Below are 23335 nucleotides of genomic sequence, written 5' to 3'. Positions count from 1 at the left end.
ACCAGCCGGAAGATGTTATCCAGGATCTTGGCGTTGTTCGGCTCCTGCTCGAACTTCACCAGCTGATTGTCCACGGTGTCCAGGCTCTCACTGGTTTCCGTCAAAAACTCCCGCAACAGATCATCCATGAGCTACGCCTTACTGACCTGGATCTGGACCTCGACACCCGAGCCGCGCTGGCATGAACGGAAGTCCCCACCTTGGATCGTTAGACATCCCCTTTCACGGTCCCGTTAATTTCATCCTCCGTGCTAATACGGATATTGAAGACAAGTTTGCCGTTCGACTGCAGGCGACAGCGTTTTTCGGCAAAACCGGCCCCACGCCGCAACCGCGAGACGCGTTAGGTGAACGTGCCGATAACAGCGGGACCAGGCGCGCGGGAAAGCCCTGCTCGTGAAGGACGATATGCGCGGTCTTCGCGGAATTGTATCGAGCCGCCTGCAAGCCGCGGCAGTCTCGCCACGTTCGCTTGGTGCTTTGCCGGGATACGCAAGACCCGCATTTGCGGTAAACGAACCGTTACCCGTGTCCACTGCGGCCGGTGCCGCGCTAACCCAGGCGCGCGGCCGAGGCAAGGTCGCCGTGGGGACGGTGCTCCGCCAGGCAATCGTTGATGGCGGCGAGCAGCGCGTGCGGCGTGAACGGCTTGCGCAGACAGCGCGCCGCACCGAGCTCCAGCGCCATCCGGAGGAAATCGGGGGCAGGCGAATTCAGATTTGCGAACGCGTAGCCGGACATCGCGATCAGCGGAACGGCTGGCGCCCGCTCGTGGAAGATCCTGACCGATTCGAACCCGCGCTTGTGCGGCATGAAAATATCGATGATCATCAGATCGAACTGCTCGTGTTCGAGCGCGCGAAGTCCGGCTTCCCCCCTTCGGCGATCGTCACCCGAAAATCGTTGCGCTGGAGATAGACCTCGATGGCCATGCAGACCATCGGGTCGTCGTCGACGACGAGAATATGGCGCAGACCTTCTGTCCCCGTTTGAGCTTCCCGATTCGGCGATTCAATAATTGAACCGTGGCGCACGCCTTTCTCCTTTGCTCGAGAAATGAACTGTTGAGAATGTCGTTGCCGGCGCGAGGAAGACGATGGACGCGGAATCTGCGGCCACGCGGCGCCAAGGTTCAAAACAAGTTTGAGAATTGCAGGCACTCGTCCGACCAACGAGGGTGCACGGGTCGACCGGCGTCCGATGGCAGCGCGGATGCAATGCTTCCAGCTCATGAAGGTCCCTTGCCGCTTTTACCTGCGCAACTCCTCGCAGACCGGTCCGCCGGCTCATCAGCGAATCAGCGTGCCGTTCTCATTTCGGCCGCAAATGCACCAGCCTGTCTGCCCCCAACGGGTATACGCAGAGCGCCACAACCATTATAATAAGGTTTTGCTGCGGCACAACCGTATGACGAACAGGAACATGGCGGGGATCACTTCGAAACGCGCCGGATCAACCATGACCGCGACCACCCTCCGAATAGATGTTCCAGTCGACGATCTGGATTCTGCTGGGTTCCCAAATCGCTACCGTGGAAATGGTCAGGGAATCTGTCTTGGCGAGGCCGACGTGCAGCGGCGATCACAGGTCGGACAACTTGTCCCAATTGCCTATATATCCCGACGGGAAGATGATGGAACTTGCGCGGACGGCAAGCAGTTTCGCGTGCTGCGGCCCCGCGGGTCCGAGAGACGGGAGGCTACTTTGGAAACGATGGTGCGTTCCTCCAACGGTTTCCTGTCCGCGCTGTCGGCAGACGATTATGAATTGATCCGCCCGCACCTGCGTACGGGCGATCTGCCGCATGACGCGGTGCTGGTCGAGACCGGCGAAACGCTCAAGCGCGCCTACTTTCCTCATCGCGGCGTCATCTCGTTGGTGGTGGAGCTCGCCAGGGGCGAGCACGTGCAAGTCGCCATGATCGGCCGCGACAGCCTGCTCGGAACGCTCTCGACCATGGGCGATGCCTGCGCGCTGAACACGGCCATCGTGCTGGTTCCCGGCTCCGCCTCGATGATGGACCTCGACCGGCTGCGCATCGCGGCCGACCAGAGCGGCACCCTGCGGACGCTGCTCACGCGTCACGGGCTCGCGGTCTACGCGCAGGTGCAGCAGACCGCGGGCTGCAACGCCGCCCATCCGGTGGAGGCACGGCTGTCGCGCTGCCTGCTGCACACCCATGACCTCTCCGGCGATTACCGGCTGCTGCTGACCCAGGAGGCGATGGCGCAGATGATCGGCGCTCGGCGCAACAGCGTGTCGCTGGTCGCCAATACCTTGCAGCAGGCGAATTTCATTCACTACAGCCGCGGACACATCCAGATCCTCAACCTGGACGGCCTGCGCCAGACGGCGTGCGAATGCTACGCCACCGTGAAGGCGCAGTATGACCGGCTGCTCGGCCCACGCTAACGGTGCCGCGGCGTGGTAAACCGGCCGCTAATTCCGGCCCGCAAACACGGATTGTCCTGCTACCGGAACTGAAATCCGGATGCCGTAGACACGGACGTGACGCGCGCGCCTGTACGGGCCAGCGGCAAACCAACCGTGATCAAGGCAGGCCAAACCATGTTCGAAGTCACCGTCCCGCCTGCGCAGACAGCGCTTGATGCCGAGCCTGCGCGCGAGCCGGGCGCGTACCAGGCGCTGGTGCGCGAGATCGGCGAGGACGGTGCTTGCGAAGTGCGCGACGTGTTCTGGAGCGAGACCTGTGCGCGCCTGCAATTGTTCCGCACGCTCTCGCTCGCGCAGCACCACGGCAGGATCGCGCGCGAAGCGCATTCGCTGAAGAGCGCGGCCGGAACGTTCGGCTATGTCAGGCTCGCGGTGCTGGCGCTGCGGCTGGAGAAGACCGCGGAGAGGCTCGGCGACGCCGGATTTCGCGACCTCCTGGACCTGATGGACGCGGCCTATGCCGCCGGGCGCGCGCAGGAGCCGGAGGGCTGACGCGCGCGCTCGAAAACGCCGTAACCACTCACGCGTGCATGCCCGCCGTACTTCTACGGCTTGGGATTTTCACAGATGGCTAATCATAGGCAGCGATAGTCGCCGGAAACCAGGAGGGTTTCCATGTTCACCTACGAGACCGCGGACCAGAAAGAAGTTCGTCGCTTCCGCATCGCACAGTTCAACGGCCGGATGGCGACGGTGGCCGCTGGCGAGGCGACGGTGACGGGCTTCGTGCGTTCGGTGCTGGAGCAGGAATCGAGCATGCCGCCCCGCTGGACCATCACGATCATTCCCAACGTGCCGAAGGAAGAGCTCAAGCCGCTGCGGCCCTCGTCGCGCGCGCGTCCCTTCGCCGAAGATTATTTCTGAGCACGATCGGAGCCGCGGGTCTTTCTCGAGAGATGTCTCACGCTTGGCCCTCGCCGCTGGCGGGCGGCCCGAGGCAAGAGCCTTCAGTCGATCGAATGCAGCAGCGCCGCACGGACGAGGTCCGCCGTGTTGCGCGCACCGAGCTTCCGCATCGCCTCGGCGCGATGGCTCTCGAAGGTGCGCGGGCTGATCTGCATCCGAAGCGCACCCTGCTTGTTCGAATATCCCTCGCTGATCAGCCTCAGCACCTCGCCCTCGCGCTTGGTCAGCCGCTTCTGGCCTGACAGGCCGAGGATCTCGGCGCTCGACACCCGCTGCGGCTGTGGCGCGCGCGTGAGCTTCGGTTCGGCCTCCTCGGCCCTGGACGCGGTCGGCAGGCCACCCGTGGGAGAACCGGCAAGCTGTTTGACGAGGCCACAAACCCGCTCGGTCTGCACCAGCGCATTCTCCACGACCCGCTGCAAATAGGCACGGTCGCCCGTCACCGGCGCGAGCTGATCGCTGTGATGCTTGATCTCGCCCATGTAGAGCAGGAGCGCCGTGAGGGGACCGTTGAGCTCGCGGGCGATGGCGGCGGCCATTTCGTCGCCCGCCTTGGCACGGGCGGCGTTCAGGCGGACGACATCGAGCCCTTCAGTTGGAGCGGCGTTGCTGTCGTACCATTCCGACGGCCGCGAATCAGTGGCCGTATCATTCTGTGACCCCATGTCACTCGTTTAGCGGAACCCAACGCGATCTGTAGTTAACTTTTTGCTCCGTAAGACTACGGTAAATTTGGCAGTTTTGTGCTGAAACCCCGGCGCCGGCACACTTTATGCTTGAGTGGCAACGACCCTCAACAGTCTTAGGTTGCCGAACCTGCTCAAATCATGGGCGGATGACCGGAAGCCTTCTTAACGATCACGTCAGCGCCGAATACCTCCGGCACCCGATTTTACGGATATATTAACGGCGGCTTGCTTCTCTATGTCACAATTGAGAGCGCGCAAATGCCTCCATGCATGGGGCCGATAGGCCTGCTGGAATCGTTGCGGAAGATTGCGTGCAATGAACGAGATCGACCAGCTATCGAACTTCTTGCAGAAGCTGACGCCGCTGTCGCGCAGCTGCCTGCTCAGCGAGCTCGAACGGCTTGAGCTGTGCGGCATCGACATGCCAGGCGCGGCCGACCTCCAATCGCGGTTGCGCGCCGAGTTTCGCAAGGACGGATCGAGCCAGGCGCGCGCCACCAGCCCCTCGCGCCATTTCTTTGCGCCGCTCGAGCTGTTTCTGATCGACGGCGCGCCCGAGCACGCCAATATGGGGCGGATCTCGCGCAACACCCTCACCCCGATCTGGGAGTGGATCTGCCGCGACCTGTTGCCGACCATGGCGCGCGACTACATCAAGGCGATCAACGATCAGGTCGCCGCCAACAACCACAAGGAAGTGCTGAAGATCGCATCGACCTTCCAGACCAAGGTCGTCAAGGTTCTCGAGAGCACCCTCGCCTCAGCGGAGAGCACCGAGTTCGCGCGCGGCAAGCTCGCGCAATATACGGCGTCGCGCACCGCCTTCGACGACGTGAAGAAGATGCAGCACGTGCTGCGCGCCGGCGCTGCGCTGCCGAAGTTCAACGAAAAGCTGCCCGAGAAGATCGCGAAATTCGACGACGGCCTGGTCGATCAGATCACCGCACGATTGGACGCCTTCAAGAAGGCCCATCCCGAGGCGCTGCCGTTCGCGCTGACGCTGGTGGCGAGGCGGCTGAAGACGTTCTGGCAACTGGTGCGCCTTGCCACCAAGGCCGCCGCGAGCAAGAGCGCCGCCGATGTCGCCGCCACGCCCTATGCCTGCGTCGTTCACATGGTGCTCGACCAGCTCGATGACAGGCGCCTCGCCTTGCGCATCGCGCTCCGGCACAACCGGGTGCTGATCGCACGCGACCTGCTCGCCGAGATCTACGACACCGAATATGCGCTCAAGGTGCGGATCGACGGCATCGAGCATTGCGAATGGGGCATTCGGCTCCAGCAATTGATGGACGCGATCGCGGCGCTGGTGGCCGCCGAGGTGAGCCGCTTCCCCTCCAATGTCGGCCACATTCTCGGCTCGCGCCGGCTGCGCAGCCACGATACGCTCGGTGGAAAGCTGTCTTATCTGGCCTGGAAGGGACGCGATGCGATCGAGGACGGCGCGGCCGCGTTGCGCAAGCTGATCGGCCAAACCTGATCCCGCGCTAATGCGCGCGCGGCAGGTACAGGAAGCGATCGAGAAATCGCCCTGACAGCACGAACCTGAACCACCAATACATTATTCGCCGCGACGTCATTGCTGCGATCCTCGACAGCCCACCACCGGCTGTCCAGAGCAATAGCGCACGTGCAGCAATCCGCTTGTGATGTGCTTCACACGGGCGCCAGCGCGCACCGACGCATTGTCGCAGAATCGTCACGAGCGAACCGGGAAAAATGCGCGCATCGCGCGCAATTGAGGCACGCCATTATTCAATTGGGCGAGGCGCGCGCGGCTTGGTCCAATTGCAGGACAGTGCGCGTGCATGCAGCCTTACTGCGCGTCGCGGAATCTCCAGTGATTGCCGCAACCCTGCGCCCGATGCGCGGGCAGACGTAAAAACTTCTCGAACAAGACGCAGACAATTTTAGACGTGATGGGTGCTTTAACGTTACCCAGATAATTCGACAATCGACTGAAGCCTTCCATATTTGAAACTGCTCACGTCGCTAACACACCGGCACGGAACGGGAGTGCTTGCGATGAACGACGAAATTGTAGAACTCGCCGAACGAAGGCCGAAGACCTTCGGACGGCGAAAGATGAAGCCGCGCGCCTGCGTCGCCGACGGCAAGCGCCATCTGCGCGCGTTTCTCGCGGAAGTTCTGGAGGATCTCGGCTTCGTCACCACCGAATGCGCCAGCGCCGAGGAGCTGCAGAGCGTGCTGACGAGCGGATTGCCCGACCTGATCCTGCTCGGCATCGCTGCCGACGGCATCGAGCCCGGAAAATTTCTGGAGACGCTGGTGCGCGAGGCCTTTGACGGAAAGGTTCTGACGGTGGGCGCCCGCGAGTCGATCATCGTCAGGGCGGTGCAGCAGGTCGGCGAGGAATACGGCCTCAAGATGCTGCCGCCGCTGACCACGCCCTTTGCCGCGGAGACGCTGCGCGACCGCGTCGCGATGCTGTTGCCGGAGGAGCCGGCGCCGAGCCCGGCCGTGCATGTCGGCGAGGCCCTGCACGCCGGCTGGCTCGAGCTCTGGTACCAGCCCAAGATCGACGCGCGCACGCTGATCCGCAATAGCGCAGAGGCGTTGGTGCGGATGCGGCATCCGACCTGGGGCGTGGTGCCGCCGGCCTATTTCATCCCCGAAGAGCACGACCCGAATCTGCGCGACCTCTCCGAATTCGTGATCGAGCGCGCCATGCAGGACTGGCACTATCTGCTGGAGCAGCAGAGCCCGGTCGATCTCGCGATCAATCTGCCGGCGTCGTATCTGAAGGAGCCGCAAGCCGTGGGCGATCTCTGCCGCCGCATGCCGACGCATCCGGCGTTCGGCGGGCTGACGATCGAGATCGACAGCGAGGAGGCGATCCGCGACCTCGATCTCCTGGTCGAGGTCGCCCGCGAACTGCGTCTGCACAATATCGGCCTGTCGATCGACAATCTCGGCGCCAACTGGCCGTCGCTGATGGACCTCGGAAAAATTCCGTTCATCAAGCTGAAGGCCGACCGGCACTTCGTCACCGGCAGCGGCACTGATCGCCTCAAGCGCACGGTGTGCCGCCACATCGTCGAGCTTTCACATGGCTACGGCGTGCACGCCGTCGCCGAGGGCGTCGAGAGCCGCGCCGACCTCGTCGCCGCCAACGAGCTCGGCTTCGACCTCGTGCAGGGTTTTCTGTTCGGCAAGCCGATGCCGCTGAAGAAATTTGCGCGGAGCACGCTGACGCGGACGGTGATAGGGTGATGTCGCTCGCGGGCGACGGATTACGCTATCGCCGCGCAATCATCCGTCGCCGAGCGCATGGAGCTCGCCTCACCATTCGGGCTGCGTGCCTCGGCCTGGTCGACGTGAAGCGCGAATCCGGTCGCGCCGGAATGCTCAAGCCCCGCGCGGAGCTGCATGCTCGGAATCAGGTAATCGCCGCCATTCTGGCGTCGGTAAGGAATCGGCGATGTCGTCGCAAGCGTTCGCATCCTCTCGCGCAAACGTTCGGCAGTCGCCTGGAAACCGGCTTCGTCCAGTTTGTCGGCCTTGTAGACAACGAACGGCGGAAGCACGTCATATCCGGGATAATAGAGGACGCCGTGATTGATCGGGAACAGCAGGTCGTCGATCGGCCCGTTGATCCCGCGCGCCGCATAATGCTCCTGCCAGCCGCCGGCCGTCACGATCAGCATCGCGCGTTTGCCGGCTAGCCTGCCTTCGCCGTAACGGTCGCCCCACCGCTTGTCGCTGTGCTCGCCGACGCCATACGCGAAACCGTAGGCGAACACGCGGTCGACCCAGCCCTTGAGGATGGCCGGCATGCTGAACCACCACAGCGGGAATTGCAGGATCAGGACGTCCGCCCACAGCAGCTTCTCGATCTCGGCCTTGACGGCCGCGGTGAGCGTGCCCGACTCGAACGCCTGCTTGGAGGCGGCGGCCGGCGCCAGCCGCGCGTCCGGCGGCAGCAGCGGAAAGTCGGCGCGGCCGATTTCGGATGTCCAGCCCTGGGCGTAAAGGTCTGACACCCGCACCTGGTGTCCCTCAGCCTCGAGTTCTCTGACGGCGACATCGCGGAGCGAGCCGTTGAGGGAGCGCGGTTCGGGATGAGCGAAGACGATCAACACTTTCATGATCAGCACCTTGGTTGACGATTGCGAGCAGCAGGTAGCGCCTCCGACTGCAATCCGGTAGTTGTCGCGGATGGATAGGATCCTGCCGAAATATGGATAGATCGGACGTTACGCTCGAACGCATGCGCAGCTTCGTGCGGGTCGCCGAGCGCGGAAGCCTGTCCGCGGTCGCGCGCGAGCTTGGTCTCGGCCAGTCGACAGTGACGCGGCATCTGCGGGAACTGGAGCAGGCCGTCGGCGTGCCGCTGCTCACGCGGACCACACGCAGCGTGACGATGACGGAGGAAGGACGCCGCTACTACGCCGACTGCGTGCAGATCCTGCGCCTGGTCGAACTCGCCGGCGACGAGGCGCGCAGCACACGCGGTGCGCCTGCCGGAACCGTGCGCGTCTCCTGCACCGCGGCCTTCGGCGTGCTCCACGTCAGTCGTTTGGTGTTCGCGTTCCAGGACCGCTATCCGGACGTGGCGGTTGATCTCAGCCTGACCGACGAGCGGATCGATCTGGTGCGGGAAGGTGTCGATATCGCCCTGCGTCTGGGGCCACTCACCGACAGCTCGATGAAGCTCAGGCTGCTTGGTCAGTCGCGGCGGGTGCTCGTGGCCGCACCGGACTATCTGGCTTCGCGCGGCAGGCCCACGCGCCCGCAGGATCTCGCCAGCCACGAGGGTATCAGGATGTCGAACATCGCCGGCAGCGACGTGCTCGTGCTGCACGGGCGCCGCGGCGGCCGCCATGCGGTCCCGTTCGCAGGGCGGCTGCGGGTGGATCACGGGCTGGCCGCACGGGAGGCGCTCGCGGCCGGTCGTGGCATTGCGCCGGCCCATCTTTGGCTCGTCGACGACCTTCTTGCATCCGGCCAACTCGAGCGCGTGCTTCAAGACTACGCGCCGCCTTCCGTTCCGCTCAACATGCTGATCGTCCCGGAGCGGTCCGGCATCGCGCGGGTACGGCTGCTGGTCGATTTTCTCGCCGAGCGGATCGCGCGGCTGCCGGGGATTGAAAAGGCGCAACCGGGCAAGAACTAAGGCCGCGTCAATCCGGCCTCAGGCAAACCGCCGCGCGAAGAAGACGCAGGCGACCACCAGCGCGGTCGCGACGATCATGCTCCACGCAACCGGTTCGTGCAGAAGGAGGCCTGCAAGCGCGAGGCCAAAGAACGGCTGGAGCTGCTGCAACTGGCCGACACGGGCGATGCCGCCGATCGCGAGCCCGCGATACCAGAAGATGAAGCCGACGAACATGCTGAAGACCGAGACGTAGGCGAACCCGATCCAGGCGGGCACGCTGATGCCGCTCCATGTCGAGGGCCAGGTTAGAATCGCGACGGGCAGCATCAGCGGCAGCGACAGCAGCAGCGCCCAGGAGATCACCTGCCAGCCGCCGAGCCGGCGCGACAGCGCGGCGCCTTCGGCATAGCCGAGCCCGCACAGCACGATCGCCGCGACCATCAGGAGATCGCCGGCGAGCGATGCGGTGCCGTCGTTGGACAGCGCAAAGCCCGCGACAGTGGCGCTGCCCAGAACCGCGAGCAGCCAGAACATCGGCTGCGGCCGCTCGCCGCCGCGCAGCACGCCGAAGATCGCGGTCGACAGCGGCAAGAGCCCGATGAAGACGATCGAATGCGCCGAGGTGATGTGCTGGAGCGCAAGCGCCGTCAGCAAGGGAAAACCGACCACGACGCCGATGGCGACGATGGCGAGCGAGACGAGATCCTTGCGCTGCGGCCGCGCCTGACGGAGCAGGCCTAGCACGGCCACGCCGATCAGCGCCGCGATGACCGCGCGCACCGAGGTCAGGAACAGCGCGGAGAACCCGCCGACCGCCACCCGCGTCGCCGGCAGCGAGCCGCTGAAGATGATGACGCCAAGAAGCCCGTTGCTCCAGCCGGTGGCGGAAGAGTGCATGTCTGTCTCGTGTGTGGGGTGGTGGTCCGATCTGGAGGTGCCAGCCGGGGTGGCGTGACGATTACCTGTAAGCCTTCCAAGGCCCAACAACAAAAAGCGCGAAAACAACCCCATGCACAGTAGCCGGGGACTGCAAGATCAATGACTTACACGGGGCCGGAATCGTCCGACTGGGCGACACTTAATTCGCCTTGATGCCCGCTTCACTGATTAGCTTGCCCCATTTCGCACTTTCGCTTTGGATGAAACGGCTGAACTGCTCGGGCGAGGTCGGTGCAGGCTCTGCGCCAAGCGTCCGGATCTTCTCGACCACCGACGGATCCTTCAGGGCTTTTCCGAAAGCTTCGTTCAACCGGCCGACGATATCGGCTGGCGTGCCGGCCGGAGCAACCAGCCCGAACCAGCCGACGGATTCGAAACCCGCAATACCGCTCTCGGCGAGTGTCGGCACATCGGGCAAGGACGACAGACGCTGCGCAGACGACACACCGATGGCGTTGAGCTTGCCTTCGAGGATCAGTTGCCTCGATGCGGGGATATCCAGTACCGCGAAGGGGACATGGCCTGCGAGAACGTCGACCGTCGCCGGTGCGGTCCCGCGATAGGGGACCAGCTCCATGGCGATCCCGGTCTTCTGCGTGAACAGTGCTGCGGTCAAGTGCATGGCCGTCGAATTGCCGCCATGCCCGATCGACAACGCGCCCGGCTTGGCCTTGGCAAGCGCGATCGCCTCCGCCGTCGTGTGCGCCGGCACGTCCGCCGAGGCGACGAGCACGAAGGGGATTTTCGCGAGCAGGGTGATCGGCGCAAGATCCTTCGGATCGAACGGCATCGACGAATTGAGGTGCGGATTGACCGTCAGGCTGCCTGCCGGCGCGACGCCGAGCGTATAGCCATCAGGCTTGGCCTGTGCCACGGCAGCCATGCCGATGTTGCCTCCAGCACCCGCGCGGTTCTCGATCACGAGACCCTGCTTGAGCTCGGCGGTGACCAGCGGTTCGAGCGCGCGGATGACGGTATCGGCGCTGCCGCCGGGCGGAAAGGTCACGATGATCTTGATCAATTGCTCGGGATAGGCCGCTCGGCCCGCCTCCAGCGGCAGCACGGCGAAACTCGCGGCCGTCAGCACGGCCAAAATGCGGCGGCTTGCAACGTGAAACACGTTTCCCTCCCCGGTACGTTCTTGTTTGTGAACCACGCCTTGGTGAACCACCTCCCGGCGGACTTCGCCGCGAGACCGTCGGCTTCAAATCGCCTTACGCCGAAGCGCCAATGATGCGCGTCAGCAAGCCTTGTGGGTCCGCGGGCGCGGCCTGCCCGCGCCAGGCGATGTGCTGATCGGGCCGAGCCAGCACCAGCTTCTCGGCATACGCGCCGTTCGCTTCGTCCGGCGCGATGTCGAGCAGCGCGAGCGGAATGCCGCGCTGCTCTGCGGCAGACTTCAATAGCGCCACATCGATCGCCGGATCGAACCGCAGCAAAGTGTAGCCGGCGCCGAAGGCATCGTAGAGCGATCGTCCGTCCCGCAGAAACAGGTGCGGCGCGCGAGCGCCGGGCACGGTGGAGGGCGTGAAGCTGCCCATCGCGTAGGCCGGCGGCGTCTCGCCGTCATAGGCAATGATCGGCGAGGCATCGTAATAGTAGCCGAAGTTCAATCCGGCACAGCAATATTGCTGCACGTTGAGATCGTAGGCCGCCTTGGCCAGCGCTGCACGCGCGGCGTGGCCGCGCGGCGTGTCGTCCTCGATCTCCGCGGAGACGCCGCCACGCTGCGCCATCATCTTCATCGCATGGTCCATGGCAAAGCGCGACACCTGTTCGGTGATGGGCTGACGCTCCGCCTCGTAGGCATCGAGGATCGAAGCCGGCGCCCACCCGTTCAGATGCGCCGCCACCTGCCAGCACAGGTCGACGGCGTCCGCAATGCCCGCATTCATGCCGTAGCCCGCATACGGCATCCACAGATGCGCGGCGTCGCCGCAGATGAAGACCCTGCGGTCGCGGAAGCGATCGGCGACAAGTCGACGCCCGACCCAGTCCTCCTTGCTGAGGACGCGGTATTCGAAGCGCTCGTCGACGCCGAGAATGGCGCGGATCGCCCAGTCCCGATCGACCGAATCAAATTCGGGCTCGTCTGGCTTCAGGTGATTGTGGATCAGCCAGCGGTCACGACCGTCGATCGCGACCGTCGTGCCTGAACGTCGCGGGTTGAGCGAGAGCACCATCCAGGCCGGCTTGTGCGCGCCCATCAGCTCCTTGAGCTGCGGCGCTTCGATGAAGGTCGATTGCACGCGCTGGATCACCGGCGTGCCGGACAGGTTGGCACCGATCGATTTGCGAACCAGCGAACGGCTGCCATCGCAACCGATCACAAAGGAAGCCTCGATGCGGAGCGAGCTTCCGCTGTCGAGGTCGCGCGCCAATGCGACCACATGGTCGTCATTCTGCTCGATGTCCGTGATTTCCGTGCGCGCCAGAATGGTGATGCGCGACTGGGCGGCGGCATGGCTGAACAGGATCGGCTCGAGATAGACTTGGTTGATCCGGTGCGGCGGCTCCGGCGTCGGCCACCAGGTATCGGGGCCGCCGGTGGCATTGTAGCGGCGTGCGCGCGAGGGAATGTCGATGCGACACAGCTCGATGCCGGTCGCCGTGGTCCGGTAGGAGCAGTCGTTCGGGAAATCTGCGGGCAGGCCTGCGTCGCGCAGCTTTGCGGCGACGCCGAGCCGGCGGAAGATCTCCATCGAACGCGCCGAGACGTGATTGCATTTGACGCTGGGCGGATCGCCGGCATGGCGGATCTCCGCGACCACGACGTCGATCCCACGGGAAGCCAGATCCATCGCCGCGGTCAATCCGATGGGCCCGGCGCCCACCACCAGCACCTGTGTCCTCATGTTCGTTTCCAATCCCTTGGCGATCGCGGCTTCACCGTCCACGGGATGCATTTTATTGCATGCTCGCTTATGTGATAAGCCGGAAAGAACTCATCAATTCATGAGCTTTGCCTATGAACGTCACCTTGCGGCAATTGCAGGCCTTCACCGGCGTGTACCGCACGCGCAGCATCACGCGGGCCGCGCGCGAGCTGGGGATCACGCAATCGGCGGCGAGCCTGTTGATCCAGCAGCTCGAAGCGCAGCTCGGCGTCAAACTGTTCGATCGCTCCACGCGTTCGGTGCAGCCGACGCTGGCCGCTGACGAGGCAGTTCATGTCGCCGAACGGATGCTGGGCGATGCGCTGGGCCTCTCGCGGCGCATGCGCGACCTGGCGCAAGCGCGCGCCGGCCGGGTCGCGTTTCTCGCCTCAGCCGGTACCGCATCGGCGCTGCTGCCCTCGGTGCTCGCAAAATTCCGGGCAGGCTATCCCGACATCGAAATCGACATGCGCGACGTCGCCGCCGACGATCTCGTTCCGCGTCTGATCGCGACGGATGCGGAGTTCGCGATCGGCAGTGTCGAGGGAGAATTCGCGGAGCTCACGATCGAGACGCTGACCCGCGGCCGCCTGAGCGCGATCGGCCGCCGCACCGCCGACTTCGCGGCACGGCGCTCGCTGACATGGGACGAGTTGGCTCAGATGCCGACGATCGCGATGCGGGGCGAGACGCGGATTCGCATGCAGATCGATCAGGCGCTGGGCACCCAGGGCAAGCACCTCAACCCAACCTATGAAGTGACGCTGATCAACACCGCGCTCGCCATGACGGCGCAGGGCCTCGGCCTCGCGATCCTTCCTGCGACGATGCTGCCGGCAGATCAATTTCCGACTCTGATCGCAAAGCCGCTGATACGCCCCGCCATTACCCGCCCGGTGTCGCTGCTGCAGCGACAGGGTCGGACGTTGTCCCCGGCCGCGCAGGCGTTTGTGGCGACGGCGCGGACGGTGCTGGCGGAGCGAGGGCCCGCAAGATCGGACTGATCTGCCGCGCTTTCTGGAAGCCGTTTTATTGTGGCGGATGATATTGGCGGAGAGGGAGGGATTCGAACCCCCGATAGGCTTGCACCTATGCCGCATTTCGAGTGCGGTGCATTCGACCACTCTGCCACCTCTCCTGAAGGCGCCAAGTAAGGAGCAGGGCCCCTGTGGTTCGGGCGTTAATAGGCGAGGATGGCGGGCCAGACAAGGCTGGGAGCGCGAAAATCCGCTGCCCGTTTCACCGCTTTCGCTCTGTTTCTCGCCGCGCAATCAATAACCGGCACGTTTTCCTGGGCTACCCCCCTCCCTGGCCCTCCCCCACAAGGGGGGAGGGAACGCACCTTTATCGGGGCACGAGGCCCGTCTCATTCATTATGCGCTGAAAAAGGGGTGGGACCGCCAGACGCGGTAAACACTGGCGGTCCCGTGCCGCTCATTGAAATACTGGCTGGGAAGGGCGGCTTCGCCGGCCAGGTGAGGCGACGGTTCCACCGTAGCGTGTAACCCGTGCACCGCAACGCAATCCGTTTCTTAACCTAACCAGACAAGGTTACTCCTTGTCATTCTTTGTCATTCTTTGCCTTTTTTCTTCCCGTTCTCCGTGGACTCCCGGTCTTTGCCATTATCTTTGCCGTTACCTTTGCCTTGGCCGTTGTCCTTGCGGCGATTGGTGAAGCGGGCATTGCCGAGGCCGGTGCCGATGGTGAGCACGCCCCAGCGATCGACGTCCTGCATGAACGGCACCTCGGAGAGGCCCTGAACCACGCCGTCATTGTGCATCAGGATCGCGGTATCGTGCTCGCCGATGGAAGGGATGCCCTCGAGCAGGCTCGCCGGCAGGTTGAACTTGCTGCTCTCCCAATTGCCCGGCAGGTTCTGCGCGCCTTTCTCGATCGAGCCGTCCGCGTTGATCACGCCGGGACAGGCAATGCCGATGAACGGCGCCAGCTTGTAGCCTTCTTTTTCGGCCTCGGTGATCAGCCCCTTCAGCATCTTGGTGAGCCGCTTCACCGCGCCTTCGCGCGTCGGCTCGTCGTCGGCATGGCGCCACAGCTCGGACTTCACGACCTTGGCTTTCGACAGGTCTTTTGCCTTTTTCCAGCTGGTCTCCACCAGGCCGCAGCGGATGTTGGTGCCGCCGATATCGACGGCGAGGATGCTGTCATGGGCCTCGAAGATCCAGGACGGCGCCAGATGCAGCGCGCCGATCAGGCCGGCTTCGTCGGGGTGATGGCGGATCGGCATCATGTCGATCTTGAAGTCCTCGGATTTGAGGATGATCTCCGCGCGCGCGATCGCGAGCTCGCCCAGCCGGGAATCGCGGAAACCGCCGCCGACCACGATGCGCTCGGTCTTGGCCCAGGCCTTGGACTTGAGGAAACGGCGGGTGACATAGGCGAGCTCCTGGGCAAAGTCCTCGATCGCGCTGTGCACCAGCGCGGAGGCCTCGGTGTCGTCGCCGACCAGGATGGCGTCCAGCGTCTTCTTGCTGATCTCATCCGACGGCTCCTTGCCGAAAGGGTCCTCGCCGGTCTTGCGCAGCGGCTTGCGCCAGCGATCGAGGATCTCGCGAAACGCGCCCTTGCTGGCGCGGTCGCCGAGAAACCCGTCCTCGTCCTTCATCTCGATGTTGAAGCTGTCGATGTCCACCGACGGCAACCGCTCCGCGCCGTGGGTGGCGATGCCCGTCGTCGTCTTGACCAGCTCGTCCGTTGCCATGGTAAGCCCCTTGCCCGTCTGACTGAATTCGCGGGGACAACGGCGGGGGAACCTGTTGGTTGCCGCGCGGGCCGAAATTCGCCTGCGGGGCCGGATCGGGCCCAAATGCTTCAAATCCGGGCCGTTTTCGCCGGCTTTTCCTTGACTCCGTGCTGTCAGCGGCTATAAATCCCGCAACCGGCGCGGGGCGTTTCTCGCGCCGCTTGTTTTTGTGTGGGTTTTCAAAGGGATAACTCCCGCCCGCACAAAACTCGCATAAACCCATAACGACTGACAAAAAGCCGGCCCCGACGATAAGTCGCGAGGCCGGGAATGAACACGAAGGAAAACAACGATGTTCGCAGTCATCAAAACCGGCGGCCGGCAGTACCGCGTCGTTCCGGATGATGTCCTGGAAGTAGGCAAGATCGAAGGCGAAGTCGGCTCGATCGTGCAGCTCAATGAAGTTCTCCTGGTCGGCGGCGACACGCCGATCCTGGGTCTGCCCACGGTCGCAGGTGCGTCCGTTGCGGTCGAGGTGCTCGACCACAAGCGCGGTCCCAAGGTCATCGCTTTCAAGAAGCGCCGCCGCAAGAACTCGCGCCGCAAGCGCGGCTATCGCGACGAGATCACCGTGCTGCGCATCTCGGAGATCCTGACGGACGGCGCCAAGCCCACCAAGGGGCCGCGTCCGAAGCGGGAAAAGGTCGTCAAGGAAACGACCACCGAAGAGGCCGCCGCATAATTTGATCACGCGCCATCACGAATTGATGCGTGAGAAATTGTGAAATGATTCCGTCAAGGAATTGATCTAGAAATACTCAGGATTTCGGAGACGAGCCATGGCTCACAAAAAAGCAGGCGGTTCATCGCGCAACGGTCGCGATTCCAAGGGCAAGCGCCTCGGTATCAAGGCGTTCGGCGGGGAAGTTGTGATTCCCGGCAACATCATTGCGCGTCAGCGCGGCACCACCTGGCATCCCGGCCTTAATGTCGGCATGGGCACGGACCACACCTTGTTCGCCAAGGTCGAGGGCCGCGTAACGTTCCAGGCCAAAGCCAACGGCCGCACCTTCATCTCGGTGCTCCCGCTCGCAGAGGCGGCTGAATAGACGGTGGATCAAATTTGGAGTCCGCCGGGTCCCAGACCGAACCGGCGGAGTCCTTTAGATCCTAGAGATCGAAGGCTCCAGGGGAGGCGGGAAACCGGCCTCCCCTTTCGTTTGCGTGCTCACTTTCACTTTAGTGACTTCGACGGAGCCGGACATGTTGCAGGATTTTTCGAGCGTGACCTTGCGGGAGGCGAGACCGAGCGTCGTCGCCACCGAACGGCTGACCTTGCGGCGGCCGACCCTCGCCGACGTCAGGACCATCGCCCTCCTCGCCAACGACCGCCGTGTCGCCGAAAACACAAGGCGCCTCCCGCATCCCTATTTGCAGGACGACGCTATCGCCTTCGTCCGCGCCACCGCCGCGCCCGGCGGCGAGACGGTGTTCCTGATCGAGCATGACAACGGCCCCGTCGGCGTGGTCGGCATCGACCGCTCGACGCCCGACAATGCCGAGCTCGGCTATTGGCTCGGCGTCGAGCATTGGGGCCGGGGCTTTGCCACCGAGGCCGCGCGCGGCGCGATCGACTTCTTCTTCGAGGAGTTCGAGGACGATCATCTCTATGCGGGCGCGCGCGTCACCAACCCGGCGTCGCGCAACGTGCTGGAGAAGTGCGGCTTCCAGTGGAGCGGCGTCCAGCTGCATCGCTTCCTGGCGCTGGGCTCGTCCACGCCCGTCGACTGCTTCCGCCTGTCACGCAGTGTGTGGGCGTCGCTGAAGAGCTGGAGCAGTGCGCGGAGGGTGAGGTAGGCGGAAGCGCCTCAATCACAATCGTCGTCCTGGCGGAAGCCAGGACCCATTACCCCAGGGTGAAGTCGTGGCGCGAACTATCAACCACGAATCTTCATCAAACTCCTCCCTGGGGTAATGGGTCCTGGATCTGCGCTCCGCTTGTCCAGGACGACGCCGATGACTGTGATTACGCCGGCGGATTCACATCCACGTCCCCGCGCCCCAGATCGCGCTCACGCAAGTAAATATAGAACCCGGCGCCGATGATGATGGCGGCGCCGACGATGGTGGCGATTTCGGGCACGTCGCCGAACACGACGAAGCCGAAGATCACCGCCCAGACGATCATCGAATATTGATAGGGCACGACGACGCTGGCCGGCGCGAGCTTGAGCGAGCGGTTGACGCAGAACAGCGCCGTGACCGAGACGCATCCCGCCAGCGCGAAGATCACGAGGCTGCCCGGTGTCGGCGGCACCCAGTGGAACGCCGACAGCACCGCACCCAGCAAGAACGTGCCGACGAATTGCGACGACGCCATCACGATATCGGGCGTCTTGCGCAGGCTGCGCGTGATCAGCATCAGCGTTGCGAAGGAAAGACTGCCGCCAAGCGCGATCAGCGCCGGCAGGCTCACCGTCTGTGCCGACGGCCGCAGCGCGATCAGCACGCCGCAGAAGCCGATCAGGATCGCCGTCCAGCGCCGCCAGCCGACCTTCTCGCCGAGAAAGATCGCCGACATCGCGGTGACGAAAATGGGCCCGGCGAGATAATAGGTGATGACGTCGGCGAGCGGCAGGTAGACCGTCGCAAGGAAGAAGGCCGCCACTTCCAGCGTCGACAGCACGACGCGAAAGAGCTGGAGGCCCGGCCGCTCCAGCTGCAGGAACTGGTGACGCTGCCGCCAGACCAGCGGCGACAGCAGCAGCAGCGCTGCGCAGGCGCGCAGGAACAGCAGCTGCCCCACCGAATAAGTCCCGACCAGGAACTTGCCCATGGCGTCGCCGAACGAGAACATGAAGATCGACAGCACCATGAGTGCGATCCCGGCGAGGCGCGCCGAGCGTTCGTCATAGGCCGAGAGATTCTTGAACAGGGGCATTGCTGTCGTTCGTGGAAACTCGTCATTGCGAGGAGCTCTTGCGACGAAGCAATCCAGACTGTTGCCGCGGAGACAGTCTGGATTGCTTCGCTTCGCTCGCAATGACGAGCGGAGAGAGCGTCGGAATGGCGACCGGAGTCGCTTGCGGTCGTTTTAATGACGTGAGCGCCCGCGACAAGCCCGCGCAAGCCGAATTGAACGGATTGCCGCACTCTTCGCGTCGCGGTAGCGATAGGCGACACCGAACGAAAGAGCCAGGAAAGAGCTTAGCCATGACCGACTTCGACCCGGCCCGGCATCGCATGATCCCCGCGCAACGCTGGTTTGAGGATTTCGTGGTCGGCGAGCGCTTTGTGCTGCCGAGCCGCACGCAGACGACGGCCGTGTTCGCGGCGTTCCAGACCGCAAGCGGCGACACCCATCCGGTGCATTACGATGTGGAGTATTGCCGCAGCCGCGGCATGCCGCATCTGCTCGCCCACGGTTTCCAGACGCTGATCCACACCGCACCCGGCGCAGGCCTGTTTCCGTTCATGGTCGAGGACTCCCTGGTCGGCTTCCTCGAGCAATCGAGCCGGTTCCTCAAGCCGGTGTTCGCCGACGACACAATCTATCCCGCGCTAGAGGTCACCGAGCTGGTGCCGGGACGCTCGACCGGCGCCGTGACGCTCAAAAGCACCGTGTTCAACCAGCGCAAGGAGCTGGTGCTGGAGGGTGTGCAGAAATTCCTGATCCGGCGCCGGCCCAACTAACGTCGTCCCGGGGTTAAGCACGCCCCAAAATCGCGGAAATTCGGCCGATTTGCGGGTCTATCCGGGTTGCCGCGCGGGACCGGCTGGCCTACCTATGGCCCATGAAATTCCTTGACGAAGCAAAGGTCTATATCCGCTCCGGCGACGGCGGAAACGGCTGCGTGGCGTTCCGCCGCGAAAAATTCATTGAATTCGGCGGCCCCTCCGGCGGCAATGGCGGCCGCGGCGGCAATGTCATCATCGAGGTCGCAGACGGCCTGAACACGCTGATCGACTATCGCTACCAGCAGCACTTCAAGGCCCAGAAGGGCGAGAACGGCTCGGGGTCGGACCGCCACGGCGCCAACGGCAAGTCGATCGTGCTGAAGGTCCCGATCGGCACGCAGATCTTCGACGAAGATCGCGAGACCATGATCCACGATTTCACCACCGTCGGCGAAAAGTTCGTGCTGGCCGAAGGCGGCAATGGCGGCTTCGGCAACGCGCATTTCAAGACCTCGACCAACCGCGCGCCCCGCAATGCCAATCCCGGCCAGCCCGGCGAGGAGCGCTGGATCTGGCTGCGGCTGAAGCTGATCGCGGATGCCGGCCTCGTCGGCCTGCCCAATGCCGGCAAATCGACCTTCCTCGCCAAGGTCAGCGCGGCCAAGCCGAAGATCGCCGACTATCCCTTCACCACGCTGCATCCGCAGCTTGGCGTCGTGAATGCCGACGGCCGCGAATTCGTGCTGGCTGATATCCCCGGCCTGATCGAGGGCGCGCATGAAGGCGTCGGTCTCGGCGACCGCTTCCTCGCCCATGTCGAGCGCTGCCGCGTACTGCTGCATCTCATCGACGCGACCTGCGAGCACGCCGGCAAGGCCTACAAGACGGTGCGAACCGAGCTGGACGCCTATGCCGGGCAGCTCACCGACAAGATCGAGATCGTCGCGCTGAACAAGATCGACGCGGTCGAGCCGGACGAGCTGAAGAAGCAGAAGGAACGGCTGAAGCGCGCCGCCAAGAAGACCCCGCTGCTGCTCTCCGCCGCCACCGGCGATGGCGTGCAGGAAGCGCTGCGCGCTCTAGCGGATGTGATCGGCGAGAGCCCGGTCTCGGCGAAAGCCAAGAGCGCGGCCGAAGCGGAGCCTTGGTCGGTTTGAACAATCCGGCTTGAAGACCCTCATGGTGAGGAGCGCGGAACGCGCGTCTCGAACCATGAAGGCCCGGCTCTCGCCCGTGGCCATCCTTCGAGACGCCCGCTTGTCGCGGGCTCCTCAGGATGAGGTTCGTTGCTTGTGACGCAGCGGAATCGGACCCCCTGCTTGTCTTCGCGCCCTCGATAGCGCAGCATCGGCCAATCAAGAAACGGCAGGGATGATTCATGGCGCGCGCGAAGAACGTTCTCTGGATCATGTGCGACCAGCTTCGCTATGACTATCTCGGCTGCACCGGCCACCCCACGCTGAAGACACCGAACATCGACGCCATGGCGAAGCGCGGCGTGCTGTTCAGCAAGGCCTATGTGCAGTCGCCGATCTGCGGCCCGTCGCGCATGTCGTTCTACACCGGGCGCTACATGCGTTCGCACGGCTCGCACTGGAACGGCTGGCCGTTGCGCGTCGGCGAGCCCACCCTCGGCGATCACCTCAACAAGCTCGGTGTGCGCAACGTGCTGGTCGGCAAGACCCACATGGCGCCCGATCTCGAAGGCATGAAAGCACTCGGCATCCCGCCGGAATCGATGATCGGCGTGCACGTCGCCGAATGCGGGTTCGAGCCCTATGAGCGTGACGACGGCCTGCATCCCACGGGGCGGCCGCGCCCGAAATACGACGAGTATCTGCGCCAGCAGGGTTTTGATGCGCCCAATCCCTGGGAGCATTGGGCCAATTCCGGCGCGGCCGAGGACGGCTCGCTCCAGAACGGCTGGCTGCTCGTGCATGCCGACAAGGCCGCGCGCGTGCCGGACGAGCATTCCGAAACGCCCTACATGACGCGACGCGCGATGGACTTCATCGGCGAAGCGGAGACCGACGGCAGGCCGTGGTGCCTGCATCTGTCCTACATCAAGCCGCACTGGCCCTACATTGCGCCCGAACCTTACGCCAGCATGTATTCCAAGGATGACATGATTCCGGTGATCCGCTCCGAACGCGAGCGCCAGAATCCGCATCCGGTATTCGGCGCCTATATGGACATGCGCTACTCCCGCAACATGGCGCGCGACAATGCCCGTGAGAAGGTGATCCCGACCTATATGGGTCTGATCACCCAGATCGACGACCAGATGGGCGTGCTGATGAAGTTTCTGGAGGAGCGCGGCCTCTCGGACACCACCATGATCGTGTTCACCTCCGATCACGGCGATTATCTCGGCGATCACTGGATGGGCGAGAAGGACCTGTTCCACGAGCAGTCGGCGAAGATCCCGCTCATCATCATAGACCCTTCGAAGGAGGCGGATGCGACGCGCGGCACGCGCAACGATGCGCTGGTCGAAGCCATCGATCTCGCGCCGACGTTCGTGGATTATTTCGGCGGCAAGGTGCCGGGCCATATCCTCGAGGGACGCTCGCTGCTGCCGCTGCTGCGCGGCGAGAGCCCGCCCGATTGGCGCAAGGTGGCGTTCTCCGAATACGACTATGTCATGCAGGACGTGCGGCTGAAGCTGAACCAGCCGATCGAACGCTGCCGCCTGTTCATGGTGTTCGACGGCCGCTGGAAATACATCCACGCGTCAGGCTTCCGCCCGATGCTGTATGACCTCGAAACCGATCCGGAAGAGTTTCTGGATCGCGGCGACGATCCAGAGTGCGCCGGCATCATCGCACGACTGCAAGCCGAATTGTTCGACTGGGCGCTGCATCCCAACGACCACATCACAACACCGCGCGAGAAGATCGCGGCCTATGCCGACAACCAGCTCCAGGTGAAGGGCGGGATTTTGATCGGCATCTGGGACGAAGCGGAGCTGGCGTCGATCAAGGACGGCATCGCGCAACGCGCGAAGCTCTAAGACCCTCATGGTGAGGAGGCGCGAAACGCCGTCTCGAACCATGCAGGCCGCGCTGTGGCAGTCGGGCCTTTCATCCTTCGAGACGCGCGCAAGAGCGCGCTCCTCAGGATGAGGAGAGAGTGAAGCGCTCGGGTCAATTCTCGATCTTGTACCCCGTCGCCTTCACGATCGGCTGCCAAAAGGCGGTGTTGGCGGCGAGCTCCTTGGCCAGACCTTCCGCACTGCTGCCGACCGGGATCAGCCCGATCGCGGTGAGCTTCTCCTTCACCTCAGGCTTGGCGAGCACGGCGCTTGCGGCCGCGCCGAGCTTGCTGGCGAATTCCGGCGCGCTGCCGGCGGGAAGCCACATGCCGTACCAGGCGTCGGCGACGAGATCGATGCCGCTCTCCTTCAAGGTCGGTACCTCCAAGGCAAACGGCGAACGTTCGGCGCTCGCGACCGCGATGATCTTCACGCCCTTGGCGCGATGCTGCGGCAGCGCATCGGCCAAAGTGACGATGCCGAAGGAGATGTGACCGCCGATGATGTCGTTGAGGAGGGCGCACTGCCGCGATAGGGCACGCGCGTCATGGGAATGCCGAGGTCCTTCTCGAGCTTGGAGCCCATGAAATGCGGGATGGTGCCGTTGCTCGGCACACCGAACGATGCCTTGTCCGGATGCGCCTTCAGCCAGGCGACGAATCCCTTGAAATCCGCGGCATCGATCGTCGGACTGATCACGACGGCGAACTCAAACCGCGCCAGCAGCGAGACCGGGACGAAATCTCTTGCGGTGTCGAAGCTCGGGGTCGTCTCCACCATCGGCAGCAGGTACATCGTGGGCCCGGTGGTCACCAGCACCATACTGCCGTCGGGGCTGCCCCCTTTCACCGCCTTGATGCCGATCAGGCCGTCTCCGCCGGTGCGGTTCTCGACCACGATGGTCCGCTGCAGCGCCGGCGCCATCTCCTGCGCGATCA

The 23335-nt window shown here is 63.9% G+C and carries 20 protein-coding genes, 1 tRNA gene and 2 pseudogenes; 13 read left to right on the top strand and 10 right to left on the bottom strand.

From position 1 onward, the window contains the following. Window positions 1-552 precede the first annotated feature (552 nt). A pseudogene (locus AC0L3K_RS31440) lies at window positions 553-1034 on the bottom strand (response regulator). A gap of 679 nt (window positions 1035-1713) precedes the next feature. Between AC0L3K_RS31440 and AC0L3K_RS31435 the strand changes: the two are divergent. The 3 genes from AC0L3K_RS31435 (at window position 1714) to AC0L3K_RS31425 (ending at window position 3318) form a co-directional block, all read left to right on the top strand. Further along, a complete protein-coding gene (locus AC0L3K_RS31435; protein ID WP_219681736.1) occupies window positions 1714-2412 on the top strand; it encodes a Crp/Fnr family transcriptional regulator in 699 nt (232 codons plus the stop codon). A gap of 156 nt (window positions 2413-2568) precedes the next feature. Further along, window positions 2569-2946 (top strand): Hpt domain-containing protein, encoded by a 378-nt coding sequence (locus tag AC0L3K_RS31430; RefSeq protein WP_473367512.1) that lies wholly within the window; start codon window positions 2569-2571, stop codon window positions 2944-2946. A 123-nt stretch (window positions 2947-3069) separates the two neighbouring features. Beyond that, window positions 3070-3318, top strand: a complete 249-nt coding sequence (locus tag AC0L3K_RS31425) for a hypothetical protein (RefSeq protein ID WP_007598946.1) — start codon at window positions 3070-3072, stop codon at window positions 3316-3318. Between the two features lie 83 nt (window positions 3319-3401). Here the strand turns inward: AC0L3K_RS31425 and AC0L3K_RS31420 are convergent, their stop codons facing one another. Then, on the bottom strand, window positions 3402-4025 hold the full coding sequence (locus tag AC0L3K_RS31420) for a helix-turn-helix transcriptional regulator (RefSeq protein ID WP_473367511.1): 624 nt from the start codon (window positions 4023-4025) through the stop codon (window positions 3402-3404). A 340-nt stretch (window positions 4026-4365) separates the two neighbouring features. Between AC0L3K_RS31420 and AC0L3K_RS31415 the strand changes: the two genes are divergently transcribed. After that, window positions 4366-5529 carry a hypothetical protein gene (locus tag AC0L3K_RS31415; protein ID WP_473367510.1) on the top strand — a complete coding sequence of 388 codons (1164 nt, stop codon included), beginning with the start codon at window positions 4366-4368 and terminating at the stop codon, window positions 5527-5529. Window positions 5530-6074: 545 nt separating this feature from the next. Beyond that, window positions 6075-7283, top strand: coding sequence for an EAL domain-containing response regulator (locus AC0L3K_RS31410; protein WP_354169763.1), 1209 nt, complete (start codon window positions 6075-6077; stop codon window positions 7281-7283). 20 nt (window positions 7284-7303) lie between these two features. Here the strand turns inward: AC0L3K_RS31410 and AC0L3K_RS31405 are convergent, their stop codons facing one another. Next, window positions 7304-8158 carry an NAD(P)H-dependent oxidoreductase gene (locus AC0L3K_RS31405; protein ID WP_473367509.1) on the bottom strand — a complete coding sequence of 285 codons (855 nt, stop codon included), beginning with the start codon at window positions 8156-8158 and terminating at the stop codon, window positions 7304-7306. A gap of 92 nt (window positions 8159-8250) precedes the next feature. Between AC0L3K_RS31405 and AC0L3K_RS31400 the strand changes: the two genes are divergently transcribed. Then, the gene (locus tag AC0L3K_RS31400; protein WP_473367508.1) at window positions 8251-9186 is read left to right on the top strand and encodes a LysR family transcriptional regulator; all 936 of its coding nucleotides are present in this window, start codon (window positions 8251-8253) and stop codon (window positions 9184-9186) included. An 18-nt stretch (window positions 9187-9204) separates the two neighbouring features. Here AC0L3K_RS31400 and AC0L3K_RS31395 read toward each other — a convergent pair whose 3' ends face one another. The 3 genes from AC0L3K_RS31395 to AC0L3K_RS31385 form a co-directional block, all read right to left on the bottom strand. Beyond that, the gene (locus AC0L3K_RS31395; RefSeq protein WP_473367507.1) at window positions 9205-10065 is read right to left on the bottom strand and encodes a DMT family transporter; all 861 of its coding nucleotides are present in this window, start codon (window positions 10063-10065) and stop codon (window positions 9205-9207) included. A gap of 181 nt (window positions 10066-10246) precedes the next feature. Then, window positions 10247-11227, bottom strand: coding sequence for a Bug family tripartite tricarboxylate transporter substrate binding protein (locus tag AC0L3K_RS31390; RefSeq protein WP_007598933.1), 981 nt, complete (start codon window positions 11225-11227; stop codon window positions 10247-10249). 94 nt (window positions 11228-11321) lie between these two features. Further along, window positions 11322-12962 carry an FAD-dependent oxidoreductase gene (locus AC0L3K_RS31385; RefSeq protein WP_035995374.1) on the bottom strand — a complete coding sequence of 547 codons (1641 nt, stop codon included), beginning with the start codon at window positions 12960-12962 and terminating at the stop codon, window positions 11322-11324. Window positions 12963-13075: 113 nt separating this feature from the next. Between AC0L3K_RS31385 and AC0L3K_RS31380 the strand changes: the two genes are divergently transcribed. Beyond that, window positions 13076-13987 (top strand): LysR family transcriptional regulator, encoded by a 912-nt coding sequence (locus tag AC0L3K_RS31380; RefSeq protein WP_007598929.1) that lies wholly within the window; start codon window positions 13076-13078, stop codon window positions 13985-13987. A 44-nt stretch (window positions 13988-14031) separates the two neighbouring features. On the opposite strand, the gene AC0L3K_RS31375 is transcribed toward AC0L3K_RS31380, so the two are convergent. Both AC0L3K_RS31375 and AC0L3K_RS31370 read right to left on the bottom strand, forming a co-directional pair. Beyond that, a tRNA-Ser gene (locus tag AC0L3K_RS31375) sits at window positions 14032-14121 on the bottom strand. Between the two features lie 433 nt (window positions 14122-14554). After that, window positions 14555-15703 (bottom strand): ROK family protein, encoded by a 1149-nt coding sequence (locus AC0L3K_RS31370; RefSeq protein ID WP_219681798.1) that lies wholly within the window; start codon window positions 15701-15703, stop codon window positions 14555-14557. Window positions 15704-16037: 334 nt separating this feature from the next. Here AC0L3K_RS31370 and rplU point away from each other — a divergent pair, with 334 nt between their 5' ends. The 3 genes from rplU (at window position 16038) to AC0L3K_RS31355 (ending at window position 17542) form a co-directional block, all read left to right on the top strand. Next, a complete protein-coding gene (rplU, locus tag AC0L3K_RS31365; protein WP_007598925.1) occupies window positions 16038-16427 on the top strand; it encodes a 50S ribosomal protein L21 in 390 nt (129 codons plus the stop codon). 97 nt (window positions 16428-16524) lie between these two features. Then, window positions 16525-16794 carry a 50S ribosomal protein L27 gene (rpmA, locus tag AC0L3K_RS31360; protein WP_007598923.1) on the top strand — a complete coding sequence of 90 codons (270 nt, stop codon included), beginning with the start codon at window positions 16525-16527 and terminating at the stop codon, window positions 16792-16794. A 154-nt stretch (window positions 16795-16948) separates the two neighbouring features. Beyond that, window positions 16949-17542 (top strand): GNAT family N-acetyltransferase, encoded by a 594-nt coding sequence (locus AC0L3K_RS31355; RefSeq protein ID WP_007598921.1) that lies wholly within the window; start codon window positions 16949-16951, stop codon window positions 17540-17542. Between the two features lie 169 nt (window positions 17543-17711). Here the strand turns inward: AC0L3K_RS31355 and AC0L3K_RS31350 are convergent, their stop codons facing one another. After that, entirely contained in the window at window positions 17712-18626 is a 915-nt protein-coding gene (locus AC0L3K_RS31350; RefSeq protein WP_354169779.1) for a DMT family transporter, read from the bottom strand. Between the two features lie 272 nt (window positions 18627-18898). On the opposite strand from AC0L3K_RS31350, the gene AC0L3K_RS31345 reads away from it, so the two are divergent. The 3 genes from AC0L3K_RS31345 to AC0L3K_RS31335 all read left to right on the top strand — a co-directional run bounded on the left by AC0L3K_RS31345 (window position 18899) and on the right by AC0L3K_RS31335 (window position 22376). Then, the gene (locus AC0L3K_RS31345; RefSeq protein WP_354201497.1) at window positions 18899-19378 is read left to right on the top strand and encodes a MaoC family dehydratase; all 480 of its coding nucleotides are present in this window, start codon (window positions 18899-18901) and stop codon (window positions 19376-19378) included. A gap of 101 nt (window positions 19379-19479) precedes the next feature. Then, on the top strand, window positions 19480-20520 hold the full coding sequence (gene obgE, locus AC0L3K_RS31340) for a GTPase ObgE (protein WP_354201498.1): 1041 nt from the start codon (window positions 19480-19482) through the stop codon (window positions 20518-20520). A gap of 221 nt (window positions 20521-20741) precedes the next feature. Next, window positions 20742-22376 (top strand): alkaline phosphatase family protein, encoded by a 1635-nt coding sequence (locus tag AC0L3K_RS31335; protein WP_354201499.1) that lies wholly within the window; start codon window positions 20742-20744, stop codon window positions 22374-22376. Window positions 22377-22509: 133 nt separating this feature from the next. On the opposite strand, the pseudogene AC0L3K_RS31330 reads toward AC0L3K_RS31335, so the two are convergent. Beyond that, window positions 22510-23321 (bottom strand): annotated as a pseudogene (locus AC0L3K_RS31330) (tripartite tricarboxylate transporter substrate-binding protein). Window positions 23322-23335: the final 14 nt, after the last annotated feature.

The sequence above is a fragment of the Bradyrhizobium sp. MI1.10 genome, assembly GCF_055811035.1.
This window is presented reverse-complemented; position numbering and strand designations above follow the sequence as displayed.